18 protein-coding genes and 1 pseudogene are annotated in these 20291 nt (G+C 48.3%); 11 read left to right on the forward strand and 8 right to left on the reverse strand.

What is annotated here, in order from left to right:
* Positions 1 to 141 precede the first annotated feature (141 nt).
* Positions 142 to 804 (reverse strand): annotated as a pseudogene (locus AAHB90_RS15900) (IS3 family transposase); the annotation flags it as partial.
* A gap of 1088 nt (positions 805 to 1892) precedes the next feature.
* Here AAHB90_RS15900 and AAHB90_RS15905 point away from each other — a divergent pair.
* The 3 genes from AAHB90_RS15905 to AAHB90_RS15915 all read left to right on the forward strand — a co-directional run bounded on the left by AAHB90_RS15905 (position 1893) and on the right by AAHB90_RS15915 (position 6013).
* Positions 1893 to 2330, forward strand: coding sequence for a carboxypeptidase-like regulatory domain-containing protein (locus AAHB90_RS15905; protein WP_342086195.1), 438 nt, complete (start codon positions 1893 to 1895; stop codon positions 2328 to 2330).
* A gap of 28 nt (positions 2331 to 2358) precedes the next feature.
* Positions 2359 to 5511: a T9SS type A sorting domain-containing protein gene (locus AAHB90_RS15910; RefSeq protein WP_342086196.1), complete on the forward strand. Its 3153-nt coding sequence runs from the start codon at positions 2359 to 2361 to the stop codon at positions 5509 to 5511.
* Between the two features lie 166 nt (positions 5512 to 5677).
* Positions 5678 to 6013 carry a hypothetical protein gene (locus AAHB90_RS15915; protein WP_342086197.1) on the forward strand — a complete coding sequence of 112 codons (336 nt, stop codon included), beginning with the start codon at positions 5678 to 5680 and terminating at the stop codon, positions 6011 to 6013.
* A 57-nt stretch (positions 6014 to 6070) separates the two neighbouring features.
* Here the strand turns inward: AAHB90_RS15915 and AAHB90_RS15920 are convergent, their stop codons facing one another.
* Positions 6071 to 7192, reverse strand: a complete 1122-nt coding sequence (locus AAHB90_RS15920) for an outer membrane protein assembly factor BamB family protein (protein ID WP_342086198.1) — start codon at positions 7190 to 7192, stop codon at positions 6071 to 6073.
* 384 nt (positions 7193 to 7576) lie between these two features.
* Between AAHB90_RS15920 and AAHB90_RS15925 the strand changes: the two genes are divergently transcribed.
* Positions 7577 to 8029 carry a contact-dependent growth inhibition system immunity protein gene (locus tag AAHB90_RS15925; protein WP_342086199.1) on the forward strand — a complete coding sequence of 151 codons (453 nt, stop codon included), beginning with the start codon at positions 7577 to 7579 and terminating at the stop codon, positions 8027 to 8029.
* A 459-nt stretch (positions 8030 to 8488) separates the two neighbouring features.
* On the opposite strand, the gene AAHB90_RS15930 is transcribed toward AAHB90_RS15925, so the two are convergent.
* The gene (locus tag AAHB90_RS15930; RefSeq protein ID WP_342086200.1) at positions 8489 to 9046 is read right to left on the reverse strand and encodes an SDR family oxidoreductase; all 558 of its coding nucleotides are present in this window, start codon (positions 9044 to 9046) and stop codon (positions 8489 to 8491) included.
* A gap of 754 nt (positions 9047 to 9800) precedes the next feature.
* Here AAHB90_RS15930 and AAHB90_RS15935 point away from each other — a divergent pair.
* The 7 genes from AAHB90_RS15935 to AAHB90_RS15965 all read left to right on the forward strand — a co-directional run bounded on the left by AAHB90_RS15935 (position 9801) and on the right by AAHB90_RS15965 (position 17516).
* On the forward strand, positions 9801 to 10793 hold the full coding sequence (locus tag AAHB90_RS15935) for an alpha/beta hydrolase (protein ID WP_342086201.1): 993 nt from the start codon (positions 9801 to 9803) through the stop codon (positions 10791 to 10793).
* A gap of 41 nt (positions 10794 to 10834) precedes the next feature.
* Positions 10835 to 11647, forward strand: a complete 813-nt coding sequence (locus AAHB90_RS15940; RefSeq protein WP_342086202.1) for an alpha/beta fold hydrolase — start codon at positions 10835 to 10837, stop codon at positions 11645 to 11647.
* 82 nt (positions 11648 to 11729) lie between these two features.
* Positions 11730 to 12776 (forward strand): alpha/beta fold hydrolase, encoded by a 1047-nt coding sequence (locus AAHB90_RS15945; RefSeq protein ID WP_342086203.1) that lies wholly within the window; start codon positions 11730 to 11732, stop codon positions 12774 to 12776.
* A gap of 40 nt (positions 12777 to 12816) precedes the next feature.
* A complete protein-coding gene (locus tag AAHB90_RS15950) occupies positions 12817 to 13824 on the forward strand; it encodes a bestrophin family protein (protein ID WP_342086204.1) in 1008 nt (335 codons plus the stop codon).
* Between the two features lie 18 nt (positions 13825 to 13842).
* Positions 13843 to 14850 carry a hypothetical protein gene (locus AAHB90_RS15955; RefSeq protein WP_342086205.1) on the forward strand — a complete coding sequence of 336 codons (1008 nt, stop codon included), beginning with the start codon at positions 13843 to 13845 and terminating at the stop codon, positions 14848 to 14850.
* 95 nt (positions 14851 to 14945) lie between these two features.
* Positions 14946 to 17027, forward strand: a complete 2082-nt coding sequence (locus tag AAHB90_RS15960; protein ID WP_342086206.1) for a sigma-54-dependent Fis family transcriptional regulator — start codon at positions 14946 to 14948, stop codon at positions 17025 to 17027.
* A gap of 171 nt (positions 17028 to 17198) precedes the next feature.
* The gene (locus tag AAHB90_RS15965) at positions 17199 to 17516 is read left to right on the forward strand and encodes a hypothetical protein (protein ID WP_342086207.1); all 318 of its coding nucleotides are present in this window, start codon (positions 17199 to 17201) and stop codon (positions 17514 to 17516) included.
* A 74-nt stretch (positions 17517 to 17590) separates the two neighbouring features.
* Here AAHB90_RS15965 and AAHB90_RS15970 read toward each other — a convergent pair whose 3' ends face one another.
* The 5 genes from AAHB90_RS15970 to AAHB90_RS15990 all read right to left on the reverse strand — a co-directional run bounded on the left by AAHB90_RS15970 (position 17591) and on the right by AAHB90_RS15990 (position 20162).
* Complete coding sequence (locus AAHB90_RS15970; protein WP_342086208.1) at positions 17591 to 17941, reverse strand: YciI family protein; 351 nt, start codon at positions 17939 to 17941, stop codon at positions 17591 to 17593.
* A 41-nt stretch (positions 17942 to 17982) separates the two neighbouring features.
* Entirely contained in the window at positions 17983 to 18207 is a 225-nt protein-coding gene (locus tag AAHB90_RS15975; RefSeq protein ID WP_342086209.1) for a hypothetical protein, read from the reverse strand.
* A 13-nt stretch (positions 18208 to 18220) separates the two neighbouring features.
* Positions 18221 to 19099: a pirin family protein gene (locus AAHB90_RS15980; RefSeq protein WP_342086210.1), complete on the reverse strand. Its 879-nt coding sequence runs from the start codon at positions 19097 to 19099 to the stop codon at positions 18221 to 18223.
* Positions 19100 to 19184: 85 nt separating this feature from the next.
* Positions 19185 to 19355 carry a hypothetical protein gene (locus tag AAHB90_RS15985; protein ID WP_342086211.1) on the reverse strand — a complete coding sequence of 57 codons (171 nt, stop codon included), beginning with the start codon at positions 19353 to 19355 and terminating at the stop codon, positions 19185 to 19187.
* Between the two features lie 57 nt (positions 19356 to 19412).
* Positions 19413 to 20162, reverse strand: a complete 750-nt coding sequence (locus tag AAHB90_RS15990; protein ID WP_342086212.1) for an SDR family oxidoreductase — start codon at positions 20160 to 20162, stop codon at positions 19413 to 19415.
* Positions 20163 to 20291: the final 129 nt, after the last annotated feature.

Here is a 20291-nt window from a genome sequence, read left to right on the forward strand (position 1 = left end):
TTCTGTCTTTAAGCTGTCTTTAAGCAGAATAGCTATACACTTTTTGGGACTAACTGCACATTAACTATACACCTTGTTTTTTAAGGGTCGATTTTACTATACAAGCTTGAATTCTCGACTTTACAGTTTTATCGTGGATTTTCAATCCGGTTTTCTCGAGCGTCTGTATGTCTTCCAGCGCTTCCGCAGAACGATGCTTAGCTGGTGCGCTTTTTCCGGAGTTAGAAAATCGCAGCTCGCGTGCGGCCTATGATTGTTGTAAATGGGTATAATCCGGTTTACCGCGATCAATGCTTGCTGATGATCTTCAAAGACCTTATCCAGGTCGAACTCGTCCTTCAATATCCCATTTACCCTTTCCGCGATCGCATTTTCGTACGGGTCACCCTTTTCAGTCATACTGATCATGAAATTCGCCTCTCGAAGACATTTGATGTAGTCTCCACAGCAATATTGAATGCCTCTGTCAGAGTGATGGATGATCTGCTTTTCCGGATACTGGCGCTGATCAATTGCATCTTTCAGCGCTCTGAGCGGGCCACAATGTTCTAAGGTCGGGTGCAAACAATAGCCTACAATTTTGCGCGAATAAGCGTCCGTTACTAGCGATAGATAGGAAAAGCCGTTTCTTAACGCCAAGTAGGTAATATCTGCAACCCAAACTTCTTCCGGTCCTTGAACTTTCACTTCCTTGATCAAATTGGAGTACTTTTTCAGCCAATGCTTCGAAAAAGTGGTTACAGTTCTCCACCTTTTTCGTCGGACGGTCAATCCATATTCCGCTAACAGATTGTCCAGCTTTTTAAAGTTGACATTACTATACCAGGTGTGGGAGCGTAACCCGGAATTATCTTACTGCGGAATCATCAGCGGTATGTTTCTCGTCAGCGACAAAATCAGGCTTGTGGGGCAATTGCAGGGATATAATCCATTGACCCTAACTTGACTTTCAAATCGCACAAGTGCCGGTTTTCAAAAATTATGTCGGTAGAATAATAGCCTGCATCTTTTGGCACTTCGTAATGATGGCCTTCAGCGAAGCAATTCAATATAAATTCAAAGTATTCCGGACTTAGCATATTAAAAAAGTTACTCGGGGCTAAGATAACGGCGATTAGCGCTGCAGCAAAAATTGCATCCCTATACGATTTTCCTGACCACTATTTGTGACAAGCTGGGAAATCTTACAAAATCGGGAAAGCTTACACAAGCAGTGAAATTACCAACGGATATCTACCACCGATCGGCGCGCGCCATTCGAAGTAGCCTACGCAAACCGGGTCATATTACCCAACAACGTCACTGTAATTGAGCAGTATTCTCCGGTCTGGAAAGAAAAACGTGGCCATGTTTTTGCCGTCATGCCCCATTCCATAGGATGGACTGCGCAAAGCCGAGACACAACTATCGGCAAAGTTCCCGAACGGTTGGCAGAATATCCTGGATTTACTTTTCGACATGGCTCTTGCTTTATGGCAGTATTGAAGGAAAAATCGGTCGCGGATGCTTTTGCCAGCTCACTATAAATAAGCATTTAGCTACATAAGCATTAAAAAATTGTTACCTTACTTCTGTCTTTAAGCACCAATCATTAAAAAAAACCTTCCAATCATACGTTTGGAGGGTTTTTCTGTCCAGTCGGAATCGCACTATATTTCTAACTGTAACCGACAAACAATTTACTTGTAATTGATTCGCAATTATTTATATTTTGCTTGCATGTAACCGCTTATATTAGAAATTGGGCGTAAATATTACACTCATTGCTTTCATTCAAGCTTGAACAGTATGAAACAACATCGAGTTGGTAGTAGTATGGATCCTACCAAAGCATCAAAGATATGATTTCGAACTAGCACTTTAGTAATAATTTACCCTAGACAGTGACATATATGATACTACGAGACGCAGAATTTTGTTGGGGAAAGCCATTGATCACGATGGTATTTGCGCTCTTTCTCATTTTCTTATTGAGCTGTGATAAAGACAAGGGAGAGCGTACTACTTCCATTTACGGAAGAGTAACTGATCAAAACCAGCAGCCGGTAGACAGCATAATGGTTGAGGTAGACGGTATGAGGAACCTCGATTCAGAGGAGCTCAAGTACACTTATACAGATGAAGATGGGAACTATGAACTCGTCCTGGAAGTGCCTGAGAAATATATATCAATCAACGTTCTTATCCCATATTTACCCATTCGAAACCCGAAATTCCAAGAGAGATATAAAGTTGAAAAAATTTTCAAGAATGGGCAACAAACGAGTAGTTGCTGTATCTCAAGTGTTGGAGGAAAAGTTCAATGGGATTTCGAATTAATGCCTCAGTAATCGTTTTATCACTTCAAATACATAACTAATGAAACATTTCTCCAAATGTATCAAGGAAAAGCTATGTCTTTTCCTTTTAGGCTTACTTTTCCCCTTCTCTACGATAACTGCCCAAGATTATCTTATCCAGAGACAAAATGCGCTTAGTAAGCTTGATCTGTCTGGACTTAACAATGCACTATTTTTGAACGCCGCCGTTACAAGCCAGAATGAAGTGACGTACTTAAAACGAATCTTTTACTCAAAGTCACTCAAACCGGAACCTGTCTCATCAGAAGAGTGGCAAAACTTGTATGAACGGCTTTACGACGCCGATTTACGACCTACCAACCAAAAAATACCTGAATTGACCCAATTAGTGGAAATAAATCCGGCGAAACTAACGCGGAGTGACACTATACCGTTGGGTATTATCGATCTTGAGAGTGTTTATCTCACGGAACACGAACTACAAGAAAACGAGAAAAGCAAAAAGTCTGGTCAGCCCGCGAATTTTGCGTCATATGAAAAATTTAGGATTCTCTATGCGGCCGCTCTTCAAGAGGAGCTTTATCAAGCCGATGCCTTTTTCAAAATAAGTCCGAAACTTCTAATAGCAAATCACCATGCCAAAATAACTGGCTTGAATATTGACTTTGGTGACGGAAACGGGTATTCGAGCTATGACATGACTGAGCAACTTATTTCTCACAGTTTTGAAACGACCGGAAAACATCCAATAAAGATCCGATTGAAAACGTCAAGTCGTATGTATGAGTTTGAAACCTACGTTAATGTTTTGCAGCTCGAGAGGGTAAAACCACTAACGGAGTTTCATATTTCCGCGCCAGCTCTCGTTTCGGACTCAACAATGTCAGAAAAAACCGCTAGAACGAACATTGCGGGTGCAACAATCCGCATCGTCTCTGGTTGTGACGCCATACTGGATAAACCGGTAATAATTGCAGAAGGCTTTGACATGGGGAACGATTTTAATCTCGATGCTCTTGAAGCTAAATTTCGAGAACCAATGAATCAATGGTTAAGAGAAGGCTTTGATTTGGTTTTTCTAAACTACGATGATGGAAGAGCGCCCATTGAAAATAATGCCCAGGTCATGAAAGAAGTCATCCAACACATCAATAACATTAAACAAGGCAACATTCAAACAATTGTAATAGGCGCAAGTATGAGTGGGCTGGTAGCTCGGTATGCAATTCGCAAAATGGAACAAGACGGAATTACGCATAATGTTCGTTTGATGATCTGTTATGATACCCCTCATCAGGGAGCCAATATGCCCGTTGGTGTTACTCAGCTGCTATGGGAGTCCAATCCAACCTTACTCACAAATGTAATATTGAAGTTTTTCGCGAAGGGATGGCGCGACTACTATAATGCAATGCTAACTCCCGCTGCTACTCAAATGATGCTTCATTGGGGAGGTCAACTTACAGGCGGAGTAGGCTCAAAGGCACCAGCTTTTAATGCATTCAGGACCAATTTAAGTAACTTGGGAAATGGCGGCTATCCCCAACTTAGCAGGAATATAGCTGTTATACATGGGAGTATGAACGCCCAAGATCGCGCAATTTTTAATGACTATAATTATGGTAGCCGACTTTTGAGGAGCTGGACACCATTTGGATTACAGAATTCAAATATCGATATCCACACAAATGCGTTAAACCAAAACTCGAATGTTATTCGTTTCGCCACGTGGGGAATATTCTTCAAACGGCTCGGAGTTACAAGAAGTTACAACAGCCCTTTCAATGATGACTTTTTACCTGGCGGCAGGACAACCTCCCCGGTACCAAATAAGTTATTCGATAGCACGTCCGAATTCGAATTTTGTTTTGTCCCAACCTTTAGCGCCATTGACTATACTGGCCCTATTACATCCCAAAACCAGCGCGAAATGTTGGATGTTAATGCAGTGAACGCTGTTACAGGTGTAGGACGGCAAACTCCCTTCGCAGCAATCTACGGACAAAATTTCAATACGGTTCACGTAGTTGCTAGATCATTGAACTGGACGGCTATTGGCGTGGCAGAGGGTCTGTTAGTTGGAAACAATACTACGATTTGCCCATCGCTTCCTGTTCCGCCACAACCAATTATCTCGGTCTACAGTGTATGCTATCCATTTGACGAAAGCAGAACCACAGAGAACAATACCGCTAATATCTCCGTTTCCCTGGCCACACCGTCTAACGGCCAGTATATTCACAACTGGACGATCCTTCCTACCCAACAAACCTTTACAACCACAAGCGACCAAATCACTTTCCAAGCTGAACGGCCCGGCCAATATCAGGTAATTTGTGTGCGCACGTATCCAGGACGGCGGGACTTACAATCACAGCACGATGTGACGTTCACAGTGTCGGTCTGCGGAGGTGGTCAATCCCTGGCACCAGAAAACCCAAAAATACCTACTTTAGTAATAGATCCCGATATCGACATTCGTGATGTTTGGGAAGGAGATTTTCTTCTAACTACACCACAACCCGATTCCGCCGCCGTGTTCGCTCACTATCAGGGTACGCTTCCCCAAGTCCTCTATGCTTCAACACAGAATGGTACATTTATTCCTGCAACCTCGCTGGAAACGTATGGAATGTTTCCGGAATTCGCGGACCTGTTTGCAGAAACCGATCCACGAGGCCCACTTCCCGTTGTACTTAATGAATTTAGAGCAACTGCGGAAGGCAAAACATCCCTTCTTTCATGGCGTACAACCAGTGAAATCAACAGCGAACGATTTGACATCCAACGGAGCAGGGATGGCAGGGACTGGCAAAAAATCGGAAGCGTACCGACCAAAAACCGTGGTACTCAAGACGAAGATTATTCCTATGTAGATTCAAGCCCAGGAGGCAATGTAGTCTACTATCGCCTGAAAATGGTTGATACCGACGGCACCTTTGCATACAGCAGTATTCAGACCCTAAAATTCTCCGATGCCGATGTTGTCGTTTATCCTAACCCAGTAGAAGGAGGCAAACAGCTCCAATTGCTGCTTAATGACAGTAAAGTCGACAAGATCTATCTTTTTGACCTGGCTGGCAAGGTGGTGTACCAGGCTGATGGCCCTATCGAGCAAATCAATACCAAAAATTTGATGAACGGCAGATATGTTCTAAAAATTCAGCTAAGAGACGGCACTGAAAGCAATCATATTATCATAAAAAGATAACAAATCCGTAGAAGTCAAGCTTACTTAAACAGGCAGTTGGGGAATTAACCCAGACTGCCTGTTTTTTTATATAGAGCGACTTAGCCCATCGGTAACTTTCCACTGCACAAATCCTGTCCTTCTCCCTCCTCACTAGGACTTGCAACTTCGCTGAAAAGAACAGCAAGTGGTTCTCAAACAAGTAATCAAACGCAAAGTGGCAATGGACTGGATCGGCGCTGACGACGACCGCGGCCGTCCCTCTATCCATTCGGTAAAATACCGCAAGCTCGACGGTACGACCGGCTATAAACGGCGTGTATCCAAAAGCAACAGGACTTTGCCCGGTGAATCCAAGTTCAAGGGCAATCTGAATGAAAACCACGAACACCTATTCTTCAACCACGACGAGCCCGAAGAATCCAAACAGTATTTCCGAATCAAGATCGATCTGCTAACCCATGTAGACGGTCACCTCATAGACCACACTGATCAAGAATATGCTTCAATTAGGTGGAAATAATGATCAACTAAAGGACCTTGACCACCAAGTTTAGTGGTACCGTGAAAACGGACCGACTTAATCCTGTGCGCCACTTATCCCAGAGTGATATACTTTTCCACTCTTCATTACAACACAGGCTGAAGAAACAACCCCAGCGAAACCCATAACAGAAGTCCACTTGATGGCGCCGGTGTTAGCATCGAGGGCATAAGTGTATGGGCTAAATTCAGATGCGTATACCACATCACCGGTGACGGTCGGACTTGAAACGGTATTTTTGGACAGCGGAAAGTCCCATTTTTTCAATCCGGTGACCGCGTCGACTGCGTGCAGTTTTCCAACCTCACGGCTGCTGAAATAGACGATGCCATTACGAACCGTGGGACTGCTCGCGCCATTAAAAGTGGTAAACTCCCATTTTTTTGTTCCGGTAGCCGCATCTAAAGCGTACAACTTCTGGTTACCCGCCATGGCATACACCACGCCGCCGGCAACTGTTGGAGACGAAGTAATACCGAAACCTTTCAGAGCTTCCCATTTTTGAATTCCGGTCGCAGCATCAATTGCAACAAATTTTTCAAGATCGCCTGTGTAGACCAGACCGTTAGCAAATGTAGGACTAACGCTTAAACCCATATCCGTCCAGCCCATCGCAAACTCCCATTTTTTCATACCGGTAGCGGCATCAATCGCATATAATTTTTTCGCGTCATTCTCGATATATACTACACCGTTTACAACCATTGGGCTCGAAGAAATTGGTTCACCAGTCGGGAACTCCCATTTTTTTGTACCCACATCCATATTCACTGCGTATAGCTTTCCATCACGGCTTCCGAAATATACCAGCCCACTGGTTACCATTGGGCTCGAATGAATATCACCATTAGCAGTAAATTCCCATTTTTTTGCTCCGGTAGCGGCATCAAATGCGTGTAGTTTTTTATCAGTACTCCCGACATACACAACACCATTTGCAACGGTGGGGCTGGATAGAATTCTCCCACCTGTTACAGCCACCCATTTTTCTGCCCCATTAGCTGCATCAAGTGCGTATAAGTTAAAGTTATAACTACCCAGGTAGATGGTTTCGGCAACATCATGTTCAGGCTTGGGTTCGCGGACAGATTGTTCTTTCTTGCACGACGTGAAAATATTCACGAATACCAGGAGCACAAATAGATTGATAAACTTCATTTTAAACTGGTAATAACAGGTTTCGACAGCACAGATGGTATGCGTCAATCGCTAGCCTAGTGGAATTATTTTTTCTCGGTGGGGAAGCAATCTCTCGTAGATAGAATCCTGCTTACCCAAATATTGGTCGGCTTCCATTTGAGATCATCGGGCTTGCAGCCGTTATCGGCAGTAAACTTGACTCTCGACACCGACCTTTGAGGCGTCTTGATATGATACGCAATAGCGATCGATATTGGTATAATATAGGCAAAATGTATATTCATAAATCAGCGTCGGCAGGGAATATTCATAAAGTTATTGGATCTTTACAAGTAATTTCGCAACTCATTTACTGTTCGATTTTTCAGGACTTGACAATTCCCAGCAAAAGTAGCCTCATGTATGAATTCTAATGCAAGGTGCCTTCTTGATTTGGACTTGGCGATCACACTTTCGCCGTTAGTTTCAACCAATTTGATAAACAAACATAATCAACTTTTAAAAAAGAATGTGGATGATTTCAGCGTTGAAGACATTAGATTTATGATCGGCCAAAGAACTGCGTTAGAAATTCTACTTCCACGAGCCATTGAGCTGTTAAACGAAAATATTATTGCAGAAGGAGACCTTTTTGAAGGAGACCTATTGCTGAGTGTGGTTTCTCTCGACGAAATTTTTTGGAGCCGAAACATAAGGTGGTATAACCAGATCAGTGAACTGATTAATAAATCTCTCACTGATGTTGAATTAATTCCACTTTCAAAAGTTGTGTTGAAAGGGGTCAACCATTTCCTCGGTCTTCGTGAAAACGGTAACCTCGTTAACGACCAATCAGGTAGTAAATCTATACACTAGGATTGATGGGTTCAGTATGCTAAATTTGTAAAGGGAACACTTTAATTGAAGCCAAATAAAATCATTTCATTCGGTCCCCAATTCGGTCACCTATTCGATAGGTGCGAATAACTTAACTGACAATCAACTACTTTCGTCCATATTTTGCGATCCCAGCGGGACAACTTATAGCGCTTCAACGAGCGCCTTTTCATTCATAGATGTCGCTATTGTGAGTTCTTAAAAAGATTTGCATGTCACTTCGATTCAATTCAGGTCAAAACATCTGGTAACCTTTTCGGTAACCTGCCGTACCTGCAATAGTTGGTCAACCCACTTTGCAAAGTCGGTTAAGCTTGAGTATGTAGACATGTATTGTTCCTTTGCGTATTACTATTTTGACCGCCAGGCCCAGGAAATGGATTAAGCCTCATCAGACAAACATCATTTCATGCTCTGCCATTGTTCGAAATTAATGCTTCATATGTCAGCTTTTCCGGCCGGCACCAGAGCCACGATATTGATTTCTCCGCCGAAATATTCCGGTTGGCCATTGGATACGACTTTATGAGGATCATTCGGATGCTTTAAGTACCGTGAAACAATCTCATGAATTTCAAAACGTTCCGGATCGGCAATGTCCAGCTTTCCATTAATAGGAGCACCGCCTGCATACTTCGTTACAAACCAAGCAACGTCGGCCGAGGCGATGGGTTGGAACAATACATTGGACAAGTGTACCTCGTCTCCTTGTGTAGCTTGGTCCGCTATTCCTTTCAGAAATTCCATGAACTGAGTGCTGCGAATAATGCTGTAAGGAATTCCCGACTCTTTGATCAGTTCTTTCTGAGCCTGTTTCGCACGCATATATCCAATGTTGTTCATAATGTCGACCCCAACAATTGAAAGTGCGACGTGATGTTCTACACCAGCGTTGGCCTCCGCTTCCAGCAGATTGCGTCCGGCGGCCCGGAAAAATTCCAATACTGCGTTGTCTTCGAATGATGGTAAGTTGGCAAGGTAGACAACGATGTCCATACCTTACATAGCGTCTGCCAGCCCCGCGCCCATAATGGTATTAATACCGGTGGCGGGCGAGCCTGCGACTACAGTATTCCCAGATTCACGATGTAGGCTGACTACTTTTGCGCCGATAACGCCTGTTCCTCCAAGGAATACGATTCTCATGTTTTTGTTTTTTTAATGGCTGGTCGTTTTAAATCCTAATAGATCTAAACACGCACCAATTAATTGACAATCAAATTCATATCAAATTTGAAAGGTATCTTTCTGGCTGTATTTCGTCAGAATACGAACTATTGCATTTCATATAGACAAAACAAGGGCTGGAAATGTTTGTCATTGAGCAATATGACCTTTGAACGCTTAATAAATTTGACGCCAGGCATTCAGCGCATTACGCACTGTATTTAGCGCCGCAACAAGTAATTGCTCGAAATATCGTCACAAAATCTTCCATCTTAAATAATTAAGCTATTGTAAATCAATTTATTGCTTAGTTGGCATGCGCCTTGCAATGGTATACAGCAATCGGGCAGACATAACCGGGGAATCAGTTTGACTCCCTGCCTGCACAACAAACTTTCTCTTTTCATTGAAACGAAGATGACGGGTGCCAGCTCACCGAGGCTGCTGTAAGGGGTATGCACTTTCCACCCGTTCGTGCATGGGACAAACCAACGTCGGCGCGCCGTTCCCGCGAAGTCCGATCAGCAACACGGTGATTCAATGGATGGGAAATTCAGGGTTAACTAAGAGGAATTAAGAGAACATGAAAAAGAAACAAAAAAAGCTGTCCGTGAAGGACTATGCGACCGACCCCAAGCTGTCCAGAGAAGTCAGGGAATTTCTAAAAATCGTCAACACGTTGGGCGGGCCAGCCCTAGAAACGCTCCCGCTCGCCGACGCGCAGGCTGGCCTCGCCAATGCACAGGCATCGGTGGAAGTGGATGTTTCGGGTGTTAAAATAGACCTGAAAACCATCACCAGTGACGGATACACGGTGGATCTCCACATTGTCCGTCCCGAAAATACCGTCGATACATTGCCTGCATTCATGTTCATTCATGGCGGCGGCTGGATATTGGGCGACTTCCCGACGCACCACCGCCTGGTCCGCGACATTGTGCTCGAATCAGGAATGGCGGCTGTGTTCGTCAACTACTCCCGAACTTCCGAGGCGCGCTATCCGCAGGCGATCAACGAGATTTATGCAGCTACTAAATGGGTTGCTGCCAACGGCCACATGATCAATGTCGACGGCGGCAGACTGGCGATTGTAGGCAATAGCGTGGGCGGTAATATGAGCACCGTTACCTGCCTGATGGCCAAGGAAAAAGGCGGACCAGAGATCAAACTTCAAGTAATGATGTGGCCGATCGTGGATGCCGATTTCGAAACCAAATCCTACCGAAAATTTGGGAAAGACCGTTTCCTGAGCACTTCACTAATGAAATGGATGTACGATCTCTATATTGAAAATCCCCAAGAACGCAAAACCATTTATGCCTCGCCACTGCAAGCGACGTCGGAGCAACTAAAAGGCTTGCCGCCGGCACTCATCCAGACCGCCGAAAATGATATCCTCCGGGACGAAGGCGAAGCCTACGGCCGCAAACTCGACGAAGCCGGCGTACCCGTGACCACCGTCCGCTACAATGGAATGATCCATGATTTCGGCCTGCTCAATAGTCTGGCCAGCTTGCCTGCCGTTCGTTCGCATATCCGCCAGATTGGTGCGGAGCTCAAAAAGTACCTGGCCTAGTATCAATAGCTTTCAAAATTCACCGTTAAGCATTTTAAATCATGTCAAAACTCAACTCAATATTCGTCGGAGTGATCGCTACGGCGCTCTTTGCATTCGTTTCCCGCCAGCAGATCGAATCGCGGCAGAAGCCGGAAGACCCAAAAAAGGGCGTCAAAAACATCGTACTGGTCCACGGCGCATTTGCCGACGGGTCAAGCTGGTCGAAAGTGATCCCGCACCTGGAAGCAAAAGGCTTCAAAGTCACCGCGGTGCAAAACCCGCTTACCTCGCTCAACGACGACGTTAATGCTACCAAACGCACTATCGCTTTGCAGGACGGACCGGTGCTGCTGGTGGGCCATTCATGGGGCGGCGTGGTGATCAGCGAAGCGGGCAACGACCCGAAAGTGGCAGGCCTCGTATATGTGGCAGCGTTCGCGCCGGACAAAGGTGAATCACTAAACGATGTAGCCAAAACCGCGCCCCCCGCACCGGGTAACGAACAAGTCCAGGCTGATGCTGCCGGCTTTCTCTCCCTGACGCCCAAAGGCATTTTCGAAGATTTCGCGCAGGATTTGCCGATGCCGGAGCGCAAGCTGATCCTTGCCACGCAAGGCCAGTGGGCCGCATTCACGACGGGAGAAAAAGTAAGCAAAGCCGCCTGGCACGAAAAACCGTCGTGGTTCATTGTGGGCGGGAACGACAGGATGATCAATCCCGACCTGCAACGCACTTTGGCAAAGAAAATGAATGCACAGTCGCTCGAACTGAATTCCAGCCACGTGCCGATGCTCTCGCAGCCTGCCAAGGTGGCCGCTTTTATCAGCAATGCGGCCAGCAATGTGGATAGTAAAGGATTGGCTTCCAAATAAATATGATTTCAAATCCCGGGCCACCTTTCACTTCTTCGAAAAGGTGGCCGGGAATTCATCTGATTTACATAAGACTACTCCGATGAAACCCCGATACAACCGCCGAAATTTCCTGAATGCACTCACGTTAGCTGCGGGGCCATTGATGGTGCCGGACGCTTCCTACATTCATATGTACCGCATGGGGAGGGGGAAGGCGGATGTTCCCGCAACTTTCCGCCAAGACCCAATGTCCGACATTCGGCAGATCGAGGCCGGAGAGCTGTCCGTCGGTTACGCCGAACTGGGCTCGAAAGACGGAAGTCCGGTCATACTGCTCCACGGCTGGCCGTATGACATCCATTCTTACGAAGCGGTAGCGCCGCTGCTCGCTTCCCGCGGTTGCCGTGTGATCGTACCGCATCTGAGAGGCCACGGTTCAACCCGTTTTATATATGAGGCCACGCACCGGTCGGGGCAGCAGGCGGCAATTGGCAATGATGTAATCGCCTTAATGGACGCATTAAAAATTCCCCGCGCGGTACTGGCCGGGTACGATTGGGGAGGAAGAGCTGCCTGCGTGGTCGCTGCGCTCTGGCCCGAACGTTGTGCAGGCCTGGTATCGGTAAATGGCTACCTGATCCAGGATATTTCAAAAGCTGCGCGGCCGCTAGCTGCCAAAACAGAGGCGGGATTCTGGTACCAATACTATTTTCTGACCGAGCGTGGCCATGCCGGGCTCACGGCCAATCGGCGCGAGATCGCCCGGCTGATGTGGACACGCAACTCGCCCGAATGGAAATTCGACGACGCGGTTTTCAACCGCAGCGCCACTGCTTTCGACAATCCGGATTATGTCGACATTACCATTCATTCCTACCGCCACCGACTGGGGTTTGCCCCGGGTTCTCCGCCTTATGACGATTTGGAACGGCGCCTGGCAGCCCAGCCGGTAATCACAGTGCCCACAATCACTCTTGATGGCGGGTCGGACGGCGTGGTACCGGCTACCGATGGGAAGTTGGCTGCTGGCAGATTTTCCGGAGAGCGGCAGCACCGGATCATACCACACGCCGGCCACAATCTCCCGCAGGAGAATCCACGCGCATTTGCAGCGGCAGTCTGGGAACTGGCGTCGCGGCATCGGTAGGGTTATGATTTTTTCAATACCAAAAACAATTCTAAGCACAATGCACATAGGTAAATCTTATCGATTGGGTGAGTTTCTCGTCTGGACGCGACGGAATATCTACATCCTCTTTTTTCTGGGGTTATTTCCCGTGATCATTCATGAAATATGGGGACTGAAATGGCTGAATGTGCCCTGGCCGGTCGTGGCGCTTTTGGGTACTGCTACGGCATTTACAGTGGGTTTCAAAAACGCGCAGACCTACAACCGGGCAGCGGAAGGAGCGCGGCTCTGGACAGACATTCTGAGCCTGAGCCGCTTTTGGGGCACCATTAGCATCGACTTCCTGAATAATTCCGTGCAAAGTAAAGAGTTGGTTTACCGCCATCTCGCCTGGCTCACGGCCCTGCGTTATTACCTGCGCGAGGACCGCGTGTGGGAAAGCAACGAAAAGAGCCATAATAAGGAATACCAGCAGCTTTTTCACATTCCTGAACGCACGCGGCCCGTAGAAACCGAGCTGAAAGAATTTCTACCGAATCATGAACTGGAACTCGTTCTTCGATCGAGACACAGGATGGGGAAAATTCTTGCATTGCAAAGCAAAACGATCAAATCGCTGAACGAAAACGGGCAGGTCGCAGCGGCGCAATCTGCTGCAATGCAGCAGATGCTTAAAGACTTTTATGCCGTGCAGAGCAAATGTGAGCAGCTCAAAGATTCGCCCTATCCGCGGCAGTATGCGGTGATCAACAACATTTTCGTGTGGACGTTCTGCTTTATGCTGCCGTTCGGGATAGTGCATGATTTTGACCTGCTCAACGAGGTCGTGGATGCGCCCCTGCGTGGGTATATGGCCTGGGTCACGATCCCGTTCAGCATGCTCATTTCGTGGATGTACATTTCGCTCGAACAGGTGGGAGAGAGTACCGAAAACCCCTTCGAAGGAAGTGCGAACGACGTTCCGATTTCGCAAATGAGCCAACAGCTGAATATAGAACTCCGTGAAATGCTGGGCGAACGCGATCTGCCCAACGATTTACAGCCGCACAATAACATTATTCTTTAAACCTGAATCAAACGAAAAATGGAAATACTTAACCTCCAAATCGTGAATCCAGGCCCGATCCTGACGGACCTGAAAATGCAGCTGCGAGGACCGGCCGTGTCGCAGCATACCTATTTGCGCCACCCGACAGCCAGCGGCTCGCCGGACTTTTCGGTATGGGACTTCGGTATCAATCCGTTGGGCATACGAGAATCAGCCCTGCCGGAAGTACTTCAACTGATGGGCATCCGCAGTCTGACATTAAATGTTAAGCAAGATCTGAGCCCGCTCTACCGCCTAAGCGGCGGCATCCCGCGCACCGGCAACGAGGAGGATAAATGGCGCTACCTCACCAGCGGCACGGTGACCAATGTGTTACAGCCGTTTGTGAGGAACTGCCGCGCCATCGCATTCCACGACTGGGCCAGTCTTTCCGGCGCTTCCGGCCTTTGGAGCAGCCTGCTGCACGGGGCCGTCCGGCCCGTAGGTACGCAGAGGCCCGAGTTCATTTTCTACCTCGGCGATCCGCTTACTCGGAGGTCGTTTCAGGTGGAGGAGGCGATCGGTATCATTGCCGATTTTTCGGAATGTGGGCAGGTTACCATTGCGCTGGACGAAGATGAGGCCATTAAACTATGGATGGTGCTGAACGGCGTGCATGAGTACGGCGGCGTAGTGAACCAGAATTTCCCGGATTTGAAAAAGAAATTCGTTTCGATTTTCCGGACAATTAACATCGATCGTCTGCTGGTATATTCGGCCACCCAGGCAATTATTTTTACCCGGCATACCCAGTTGCTCTTGGCACGAAAAAAGGTGGCATCGAGCTTTGAGATAGCGCCCGAGGCCCGTGAGCATTTCATAGAGGGATTTTGCCTGGGCCTGGCGCGGCAGATGGACATCGTCCGGTGTCTGGCATTGGGGCTCATTGTTTTCGGTTCCCGGAGTGAAATGGGGCCAGGTTCTGCCCAGCAGGGGCTTTTCGACTACATTGATCGATGGACAGACGATCTTCAACAGCAGGAAATCATGTATCTTTACCAGTAGTACCATCAATCATTAAAAAAATATTCCACAGCAACAGGTTAACGAAGCGAGCATGAGGCGCACCGGATGGGGGACTTGTTGAAAGGCAACGTACTATGCTTGGAAACGAACAACTTGCGCAGAAGGAGCGAATCAACGATGTTCTGCTTGAACTGAGCAACCAAATGGTGAAAGTTCGTGACAGGAAAGACCTGTTGCACGTTATCAATGCAGGCTTGCGAAAGGTGATCAACTTCACCGCCTGCGTCATGACGATCCTTGACGAGGAGCGCCAGACCTACAATGCGTTTTTGACCGATCCCGAGTCAAAATCCAGGGATTACAATGCCTATAACGAGGCAATTACCACGCCTTACCCGGTGGCAGATGGCATTTACGACGTTGCGGCGAAATCTGAAGGGCCGGTGTTGTTCGATCTGCGAAATTTCGATGTCGATCATGCGCCAGTTTGGTTTAAGCTGCATTATGCGGCGGGTGCGCGGGAGATGATGATCAAAGCACTGCCCGGTGAAGATGCCCGAAGGCACAGCCTCATTCTTTTTTCAGATGAAACGGGTACTTTCGACGACTGCGCCGTGCACATTATCGAACGCATTTCCAGCCAGTTATCGACGGCGGCTAGCAACATTACTGCCAATGAGGAGATTCTCAATCGGGAAAGCGAAAAGTCTTTTCTTCTCAATTTCAGCCAGAATATCGCCGCCGTGCGAACGAAAGAGGATCTTGAAGCCGCCATTTCCGAGGCCCTGCAACACTTGCTTGGCACCCGGCTGGCAATGATCCGGATTATCGAGGACGACGGCGAGACATTAACCCCGTATTTGTGGGACATTTCGCTTTTCAGCAATGTAATGGACCTGTTCGACCAGCTTACCAACCGCAGGGCCACCGTGCATGAGTATTTCTTCGCCCAGGTACTGGCGAGCAAGGAGCCGATTGTGATTGATATTGCGGAGGAGGAACGAAAAGGGAACAGCACGGCTTACATCAATTTCTGGAAACGTTTGGGTTTGAATAAGGTGTACGCGTCAGCCCTGCGCGTGGGCCAACAGAATGTCGGCACGATGTTTTTCCTCTCCGACCAGCTTAACCTGAGTGTGCTCAAAGGCCTTTGCGCGCAAATCTCCATTGCCATTTCCAATATCCGCGCCAATGAACAGGTATTGGCTTACAAGCAGTTGCTTGAAATCGAAAACGACCAGCTGAAAGAACAGATCCGGACAATCTACAACTTCTCGGAGATCGTCGGCAGCGGCCCCGAAATGCAGGATGTATACCATTTAATGTCTCTCGTGGCCGATTCGGCCTCCACGGTGCTCCTGCTTGGGGAAACAGGTACGGGTAAGGAGCTTATCGCCCGCGCCATTCACAATGCCTCGCCGCGGAAGAACAAGCTGATGATCAAGGTCAACTGCGCCGCACTGCCTGCCAATCTCATTGAAAGCGAATTGTTTGGGCACGAAAGAGGTGCATTCACCGGCGCGGTCGAGCGGCGAATCGGCAAGTTCGAGCTAGCCCACCATAGCACATTATTCCTTGATGAGATTGGTGAAATGCCTCTGGAAGCGCAGGTGAAGCTGCTGCGTGTATTGCAGGAAAAAGAACTGGAAAGGATCGGCGGAAAAACAACCATTAAGGTAGATGTGCGCATTATAGCCGCCACTAACCGCAACCTGGATGAGGAGGTAAGAGCCGGCCGCTTCCGCTCTGATCTGTATTACCGCCTCAATGTATTTCCTATTGTTCTGCCGCCGCTCCGCAACCGCCGCGACGACATCATTCCCTTGGCGCATTTTTTTGTGGACCGGTACAGTAAAAATTCAGGCCGGAAAGTGAGTGGCATTTCGCCCAAAGTCATTCAGGAACTGCAAGCTTACCCCTGGCCAGGCAACGTCCGCGAGCTGGAACACCTGATCGAGCGAAGCGTACTGCTCAGCGACGACTCCGTTATCCGGGAAATCCATTTGCCCAAGCAACAGCCGGAAGACAAGGCAATGCCTGTGCTGCCTACGCAAACGCTCTCGGAGGTGGAGCGTGCCTACATTATAGAGGTTTTAAAGCAGTTTCAAGGCAAAATTTCAGGCCAGGACGGCGCCGCTGAATTCCTCGATATTCCGGCCACTACCCTTCATTCCAAAATCAAAAAACTGAAAATCAGTAAGGCCGACTACTTCTGAAACGAAGAAAAATAGCCGCGGTATTTCGCCTTTGTTATCGTCAAATGGCTAAATGCCGCGGCTATTTGAATTGTTCCTTTTTGGTTAACTTACTTGTAAATAGCTGGTTGTAGGTCTGGCACAGCGCTTGCTGCCCTGTGCGTTCTGACTACTTAGCTTCACAGAAAAATAATGGAGTTCGTACTGGTTTTTAGAAGGGATCATCCAAGCGCAGTTCCGCCACTGGGTGAGGAAGAAGTGCTCATATACCGCAAGCATTGGCAGGATTGGTTCCTAAGCCTCGCAGCCCGCCAGCGACTCACAAGGCCCGTTCAAAGGTGGGACGCGGAAGGCGTTACGATCTGCAGCGAAGCAGAAATAGAAGATAGCGTCACGGTTCAGGGACTCATCTTTATTGAAGCGGTCGATTACGCCGAGGCAGTCTGGATCGCCAGAGATTGCCCGATCTTGCTCATGGGAGGGTTTGTGGAGGTCCTGCAAGGTAAATAACCTTTACTTAACATCTTAAAACACGAACGCCCCGCATTATACGGGGCGTTCGTGTTACAAATGGATTGCCGGAATTACTGCACCGGCGGTATCGCCATCCGCACTTCTACCGACGCACCGAATTCGATAATGGGGCAGCCGCTCGCGATTTCCACGGCCTCGTCGTAGCTTTCGGCCTGGATCAGGAACAGCCCGCCGATGGACTGCTTGTTTTCTACAAACGGCCCTTTGGATACCTCTTTACCTTTTTTGATCACGCGCCCGTCCAGGTCCCATCTTTTGGGAGGAGCCACCAAACGACCTTTTGCACCAATGCCGGCCACCCAATCCTGGTAGGGTTTGATAGCAGCTTGCATTTGCGCAGCCGTGGGTATCGGATCTGAGCTAGTAATGTCTCTGTGGATTGCAATCAGGAAATCATTCATTGTTTTAGAAATTAATTGGTTAACGAAATTTGAAAAATTGATCAATAGCGACTTCCTACGTGCAGAATGTCGCGTTCTTCTTCCAGGGAATAGTGTGCGGTAAGGTCCGCTTCCTCGATCATTTCCAGCACCTGGTCGTCGCTAAGCGTCGTGGTGAATGAAACCGGATCGAGTTCTATGAAATGCCCCAGCGCAAGGTCTTGGAGCATGCTGATGACCGTCCCCGAACAATCGCCGGGTAGCTCTTTTACGTTGTATTGATCCATGTCTGGTTAAAATTTAGGTGGCTAAAACAATTGTTCTGACAGTCCCTTCAATGCGGATAAAGCCCATCCGGCCTTCTTCGAAATCCGATATAGCCTTGCCCAGCTCCTCTTCGGAACCCATTGCCATAGCACCGGCTGAGAAGATCGGCTCGCCCAAGGCCTTGCCGCTCAACAGGATGATTCGGACATCGGAAACAGCGGTTAAAAGAAGCGTTTCTAACCGGTCGGAGCGGCCGGCGGCCAGTGCCTGGCCGGTCGTCATAATCCAGGATTTGTTATTGTTGGCGAAAATGGCCTTCCCTGAGACGATGTAAATGGTTGCGGTCCACCCTGTCGGCAGATCGTGCCGGAACGCCTGTCCCGGTTCGATCGTAATGTCAAGGAATGTCAGGTGGTCGGGTGTTTCGGTAGGATTGCTGACAAGGTCGGTATGCCCGGTAACCACTTTCACCCTCGCCCCGTTGAGGCTGCTCACCGGCATGTCGCGGCTGTCAATAAATAATGCCTGAGGCGGCAGCTGCTTACGGCTCGCGGCCGTGTTCAGAAATACCTGCATACCATGCACGCGGGAGCCTTCCGGCACGGGGAATTCGGTGTGGACGATGCCCCGCCCGGCCCAGGTCCACATCAGGCTGCCCGGCGTGATCACAATGTCGGTCCCGGACGAATCAAGATTTTGGTAATGTCCGGAATCTTCAAAAAGATAGCTCACTGCCGACATACCTGCATGCGGATGCGGGCCGAAAACATCGGTTGTCAACTCGAAATGGTCGAAACCGATCAATGGGTCCAGAAGTCCGTTGAAATGAATCGAGCGTACCTTCCGGGCAGCAAACTGCCTGTCGCCCGAACTAACGGTTTGAAATACTTTGGATACCTCTAAATGCTTCATGACTAAAAAGAAAAAACTGTGCTAAGCGATCCGGACCATCCGGGATGCGCCGGTAAGGAATGCAGGCCTGTCCTCCTGCGGCTGCTTACTCATCGTCTTTCAGCGGTTGCTCGTGCATCCGGAGCGCATCGTCCATGAATTCGCTGCCTTCGAAGGTATGGTCTTCATGATGGTGGATCTCCGTGGAGAGGATCTCGACTTCGTGTTTGTAGTCGTCGTTGCCGTTGTTGTGCATCATTGGCATAAACAGGTTCATAGCTGCAATTGTTTTTGGTTTAGAAATCAGTTTAAAAGGGAACGCTCACTATGGATGTTATACGTTGGTCGCTTTAAACCAGTCGGCAAAGTTCACTGAGCCCACGCGCGCATCGCCCGCAGGCAGAAGGGCCACGTCCGAAAGCAGCGCGCCGTAATACCGGGCCTGGCTGTCGGTCACCACCGAGCGGGTGTCGCCTTTGAGGTTAAGGAACTTTTGAACGAGCTCTGCAAGGCGGAAACGTTCTGGGCCGGCAATCTCGACGACTCCGTTTCGGGGTGTATCGAGTGCGAGCTCCGTTACGGCCGAGGCCACATCGTCGGATGAAATGGGTTGTACGTAAGCTGCCGACAGCCGGACGATCTGACCCTGGGTGGCCGACTGGGCGATGCCACCCAGAAATTCGAAAAACTGCGTGGAATGAACGATGGTATAGGGCATACCCGACTCACGGATGAGCTTTTCCTGCATGATCTTGCCACGAAAGTAGCCGCTTTCTGCCAGCAGCTGCGTACCTACCACCGACAATGCAATGTGATGCTGCACGCCCGTCTCCTTTTCTGCGGCGAGCAGGTTGGTACCCGAGGTGGTGAAGAAATCGAGCACGGCCTGATCTTCGAAAGAAGGCGAATTCGCAACGTCTATCACTATGTCGGCTCCTTTCAACGCTTCCGACAGTCCTTCGCCTGTGATGGTGTTGATGCCTGTTGCGGGCGACCCCGCGATTACCTGGTGGCCCAGGTTGGTTAGGTTACTGACGACTTTGGATCCGATAAGGCCGCTTCCGCCGATTACAACGATTTTCATGAGTGTTAAAGAATTTGGTTTGAAAACACTTCATTAGGATCAATGGTCGTGCCAAGCTATTAAGTAGCTGATAATAAAGAATTTAAATATCTTTCATTATCAAAAATCACGCGATATTTCGCCTAATGA

The organism is Dyadobacter sp. OTU695 (assembly GCF_038440355.1).
Lineage (GTDB): Bacteria > Bacteroidota > Bacteroidia > Cytophagales > Spirosomataceae > Dyadobacter.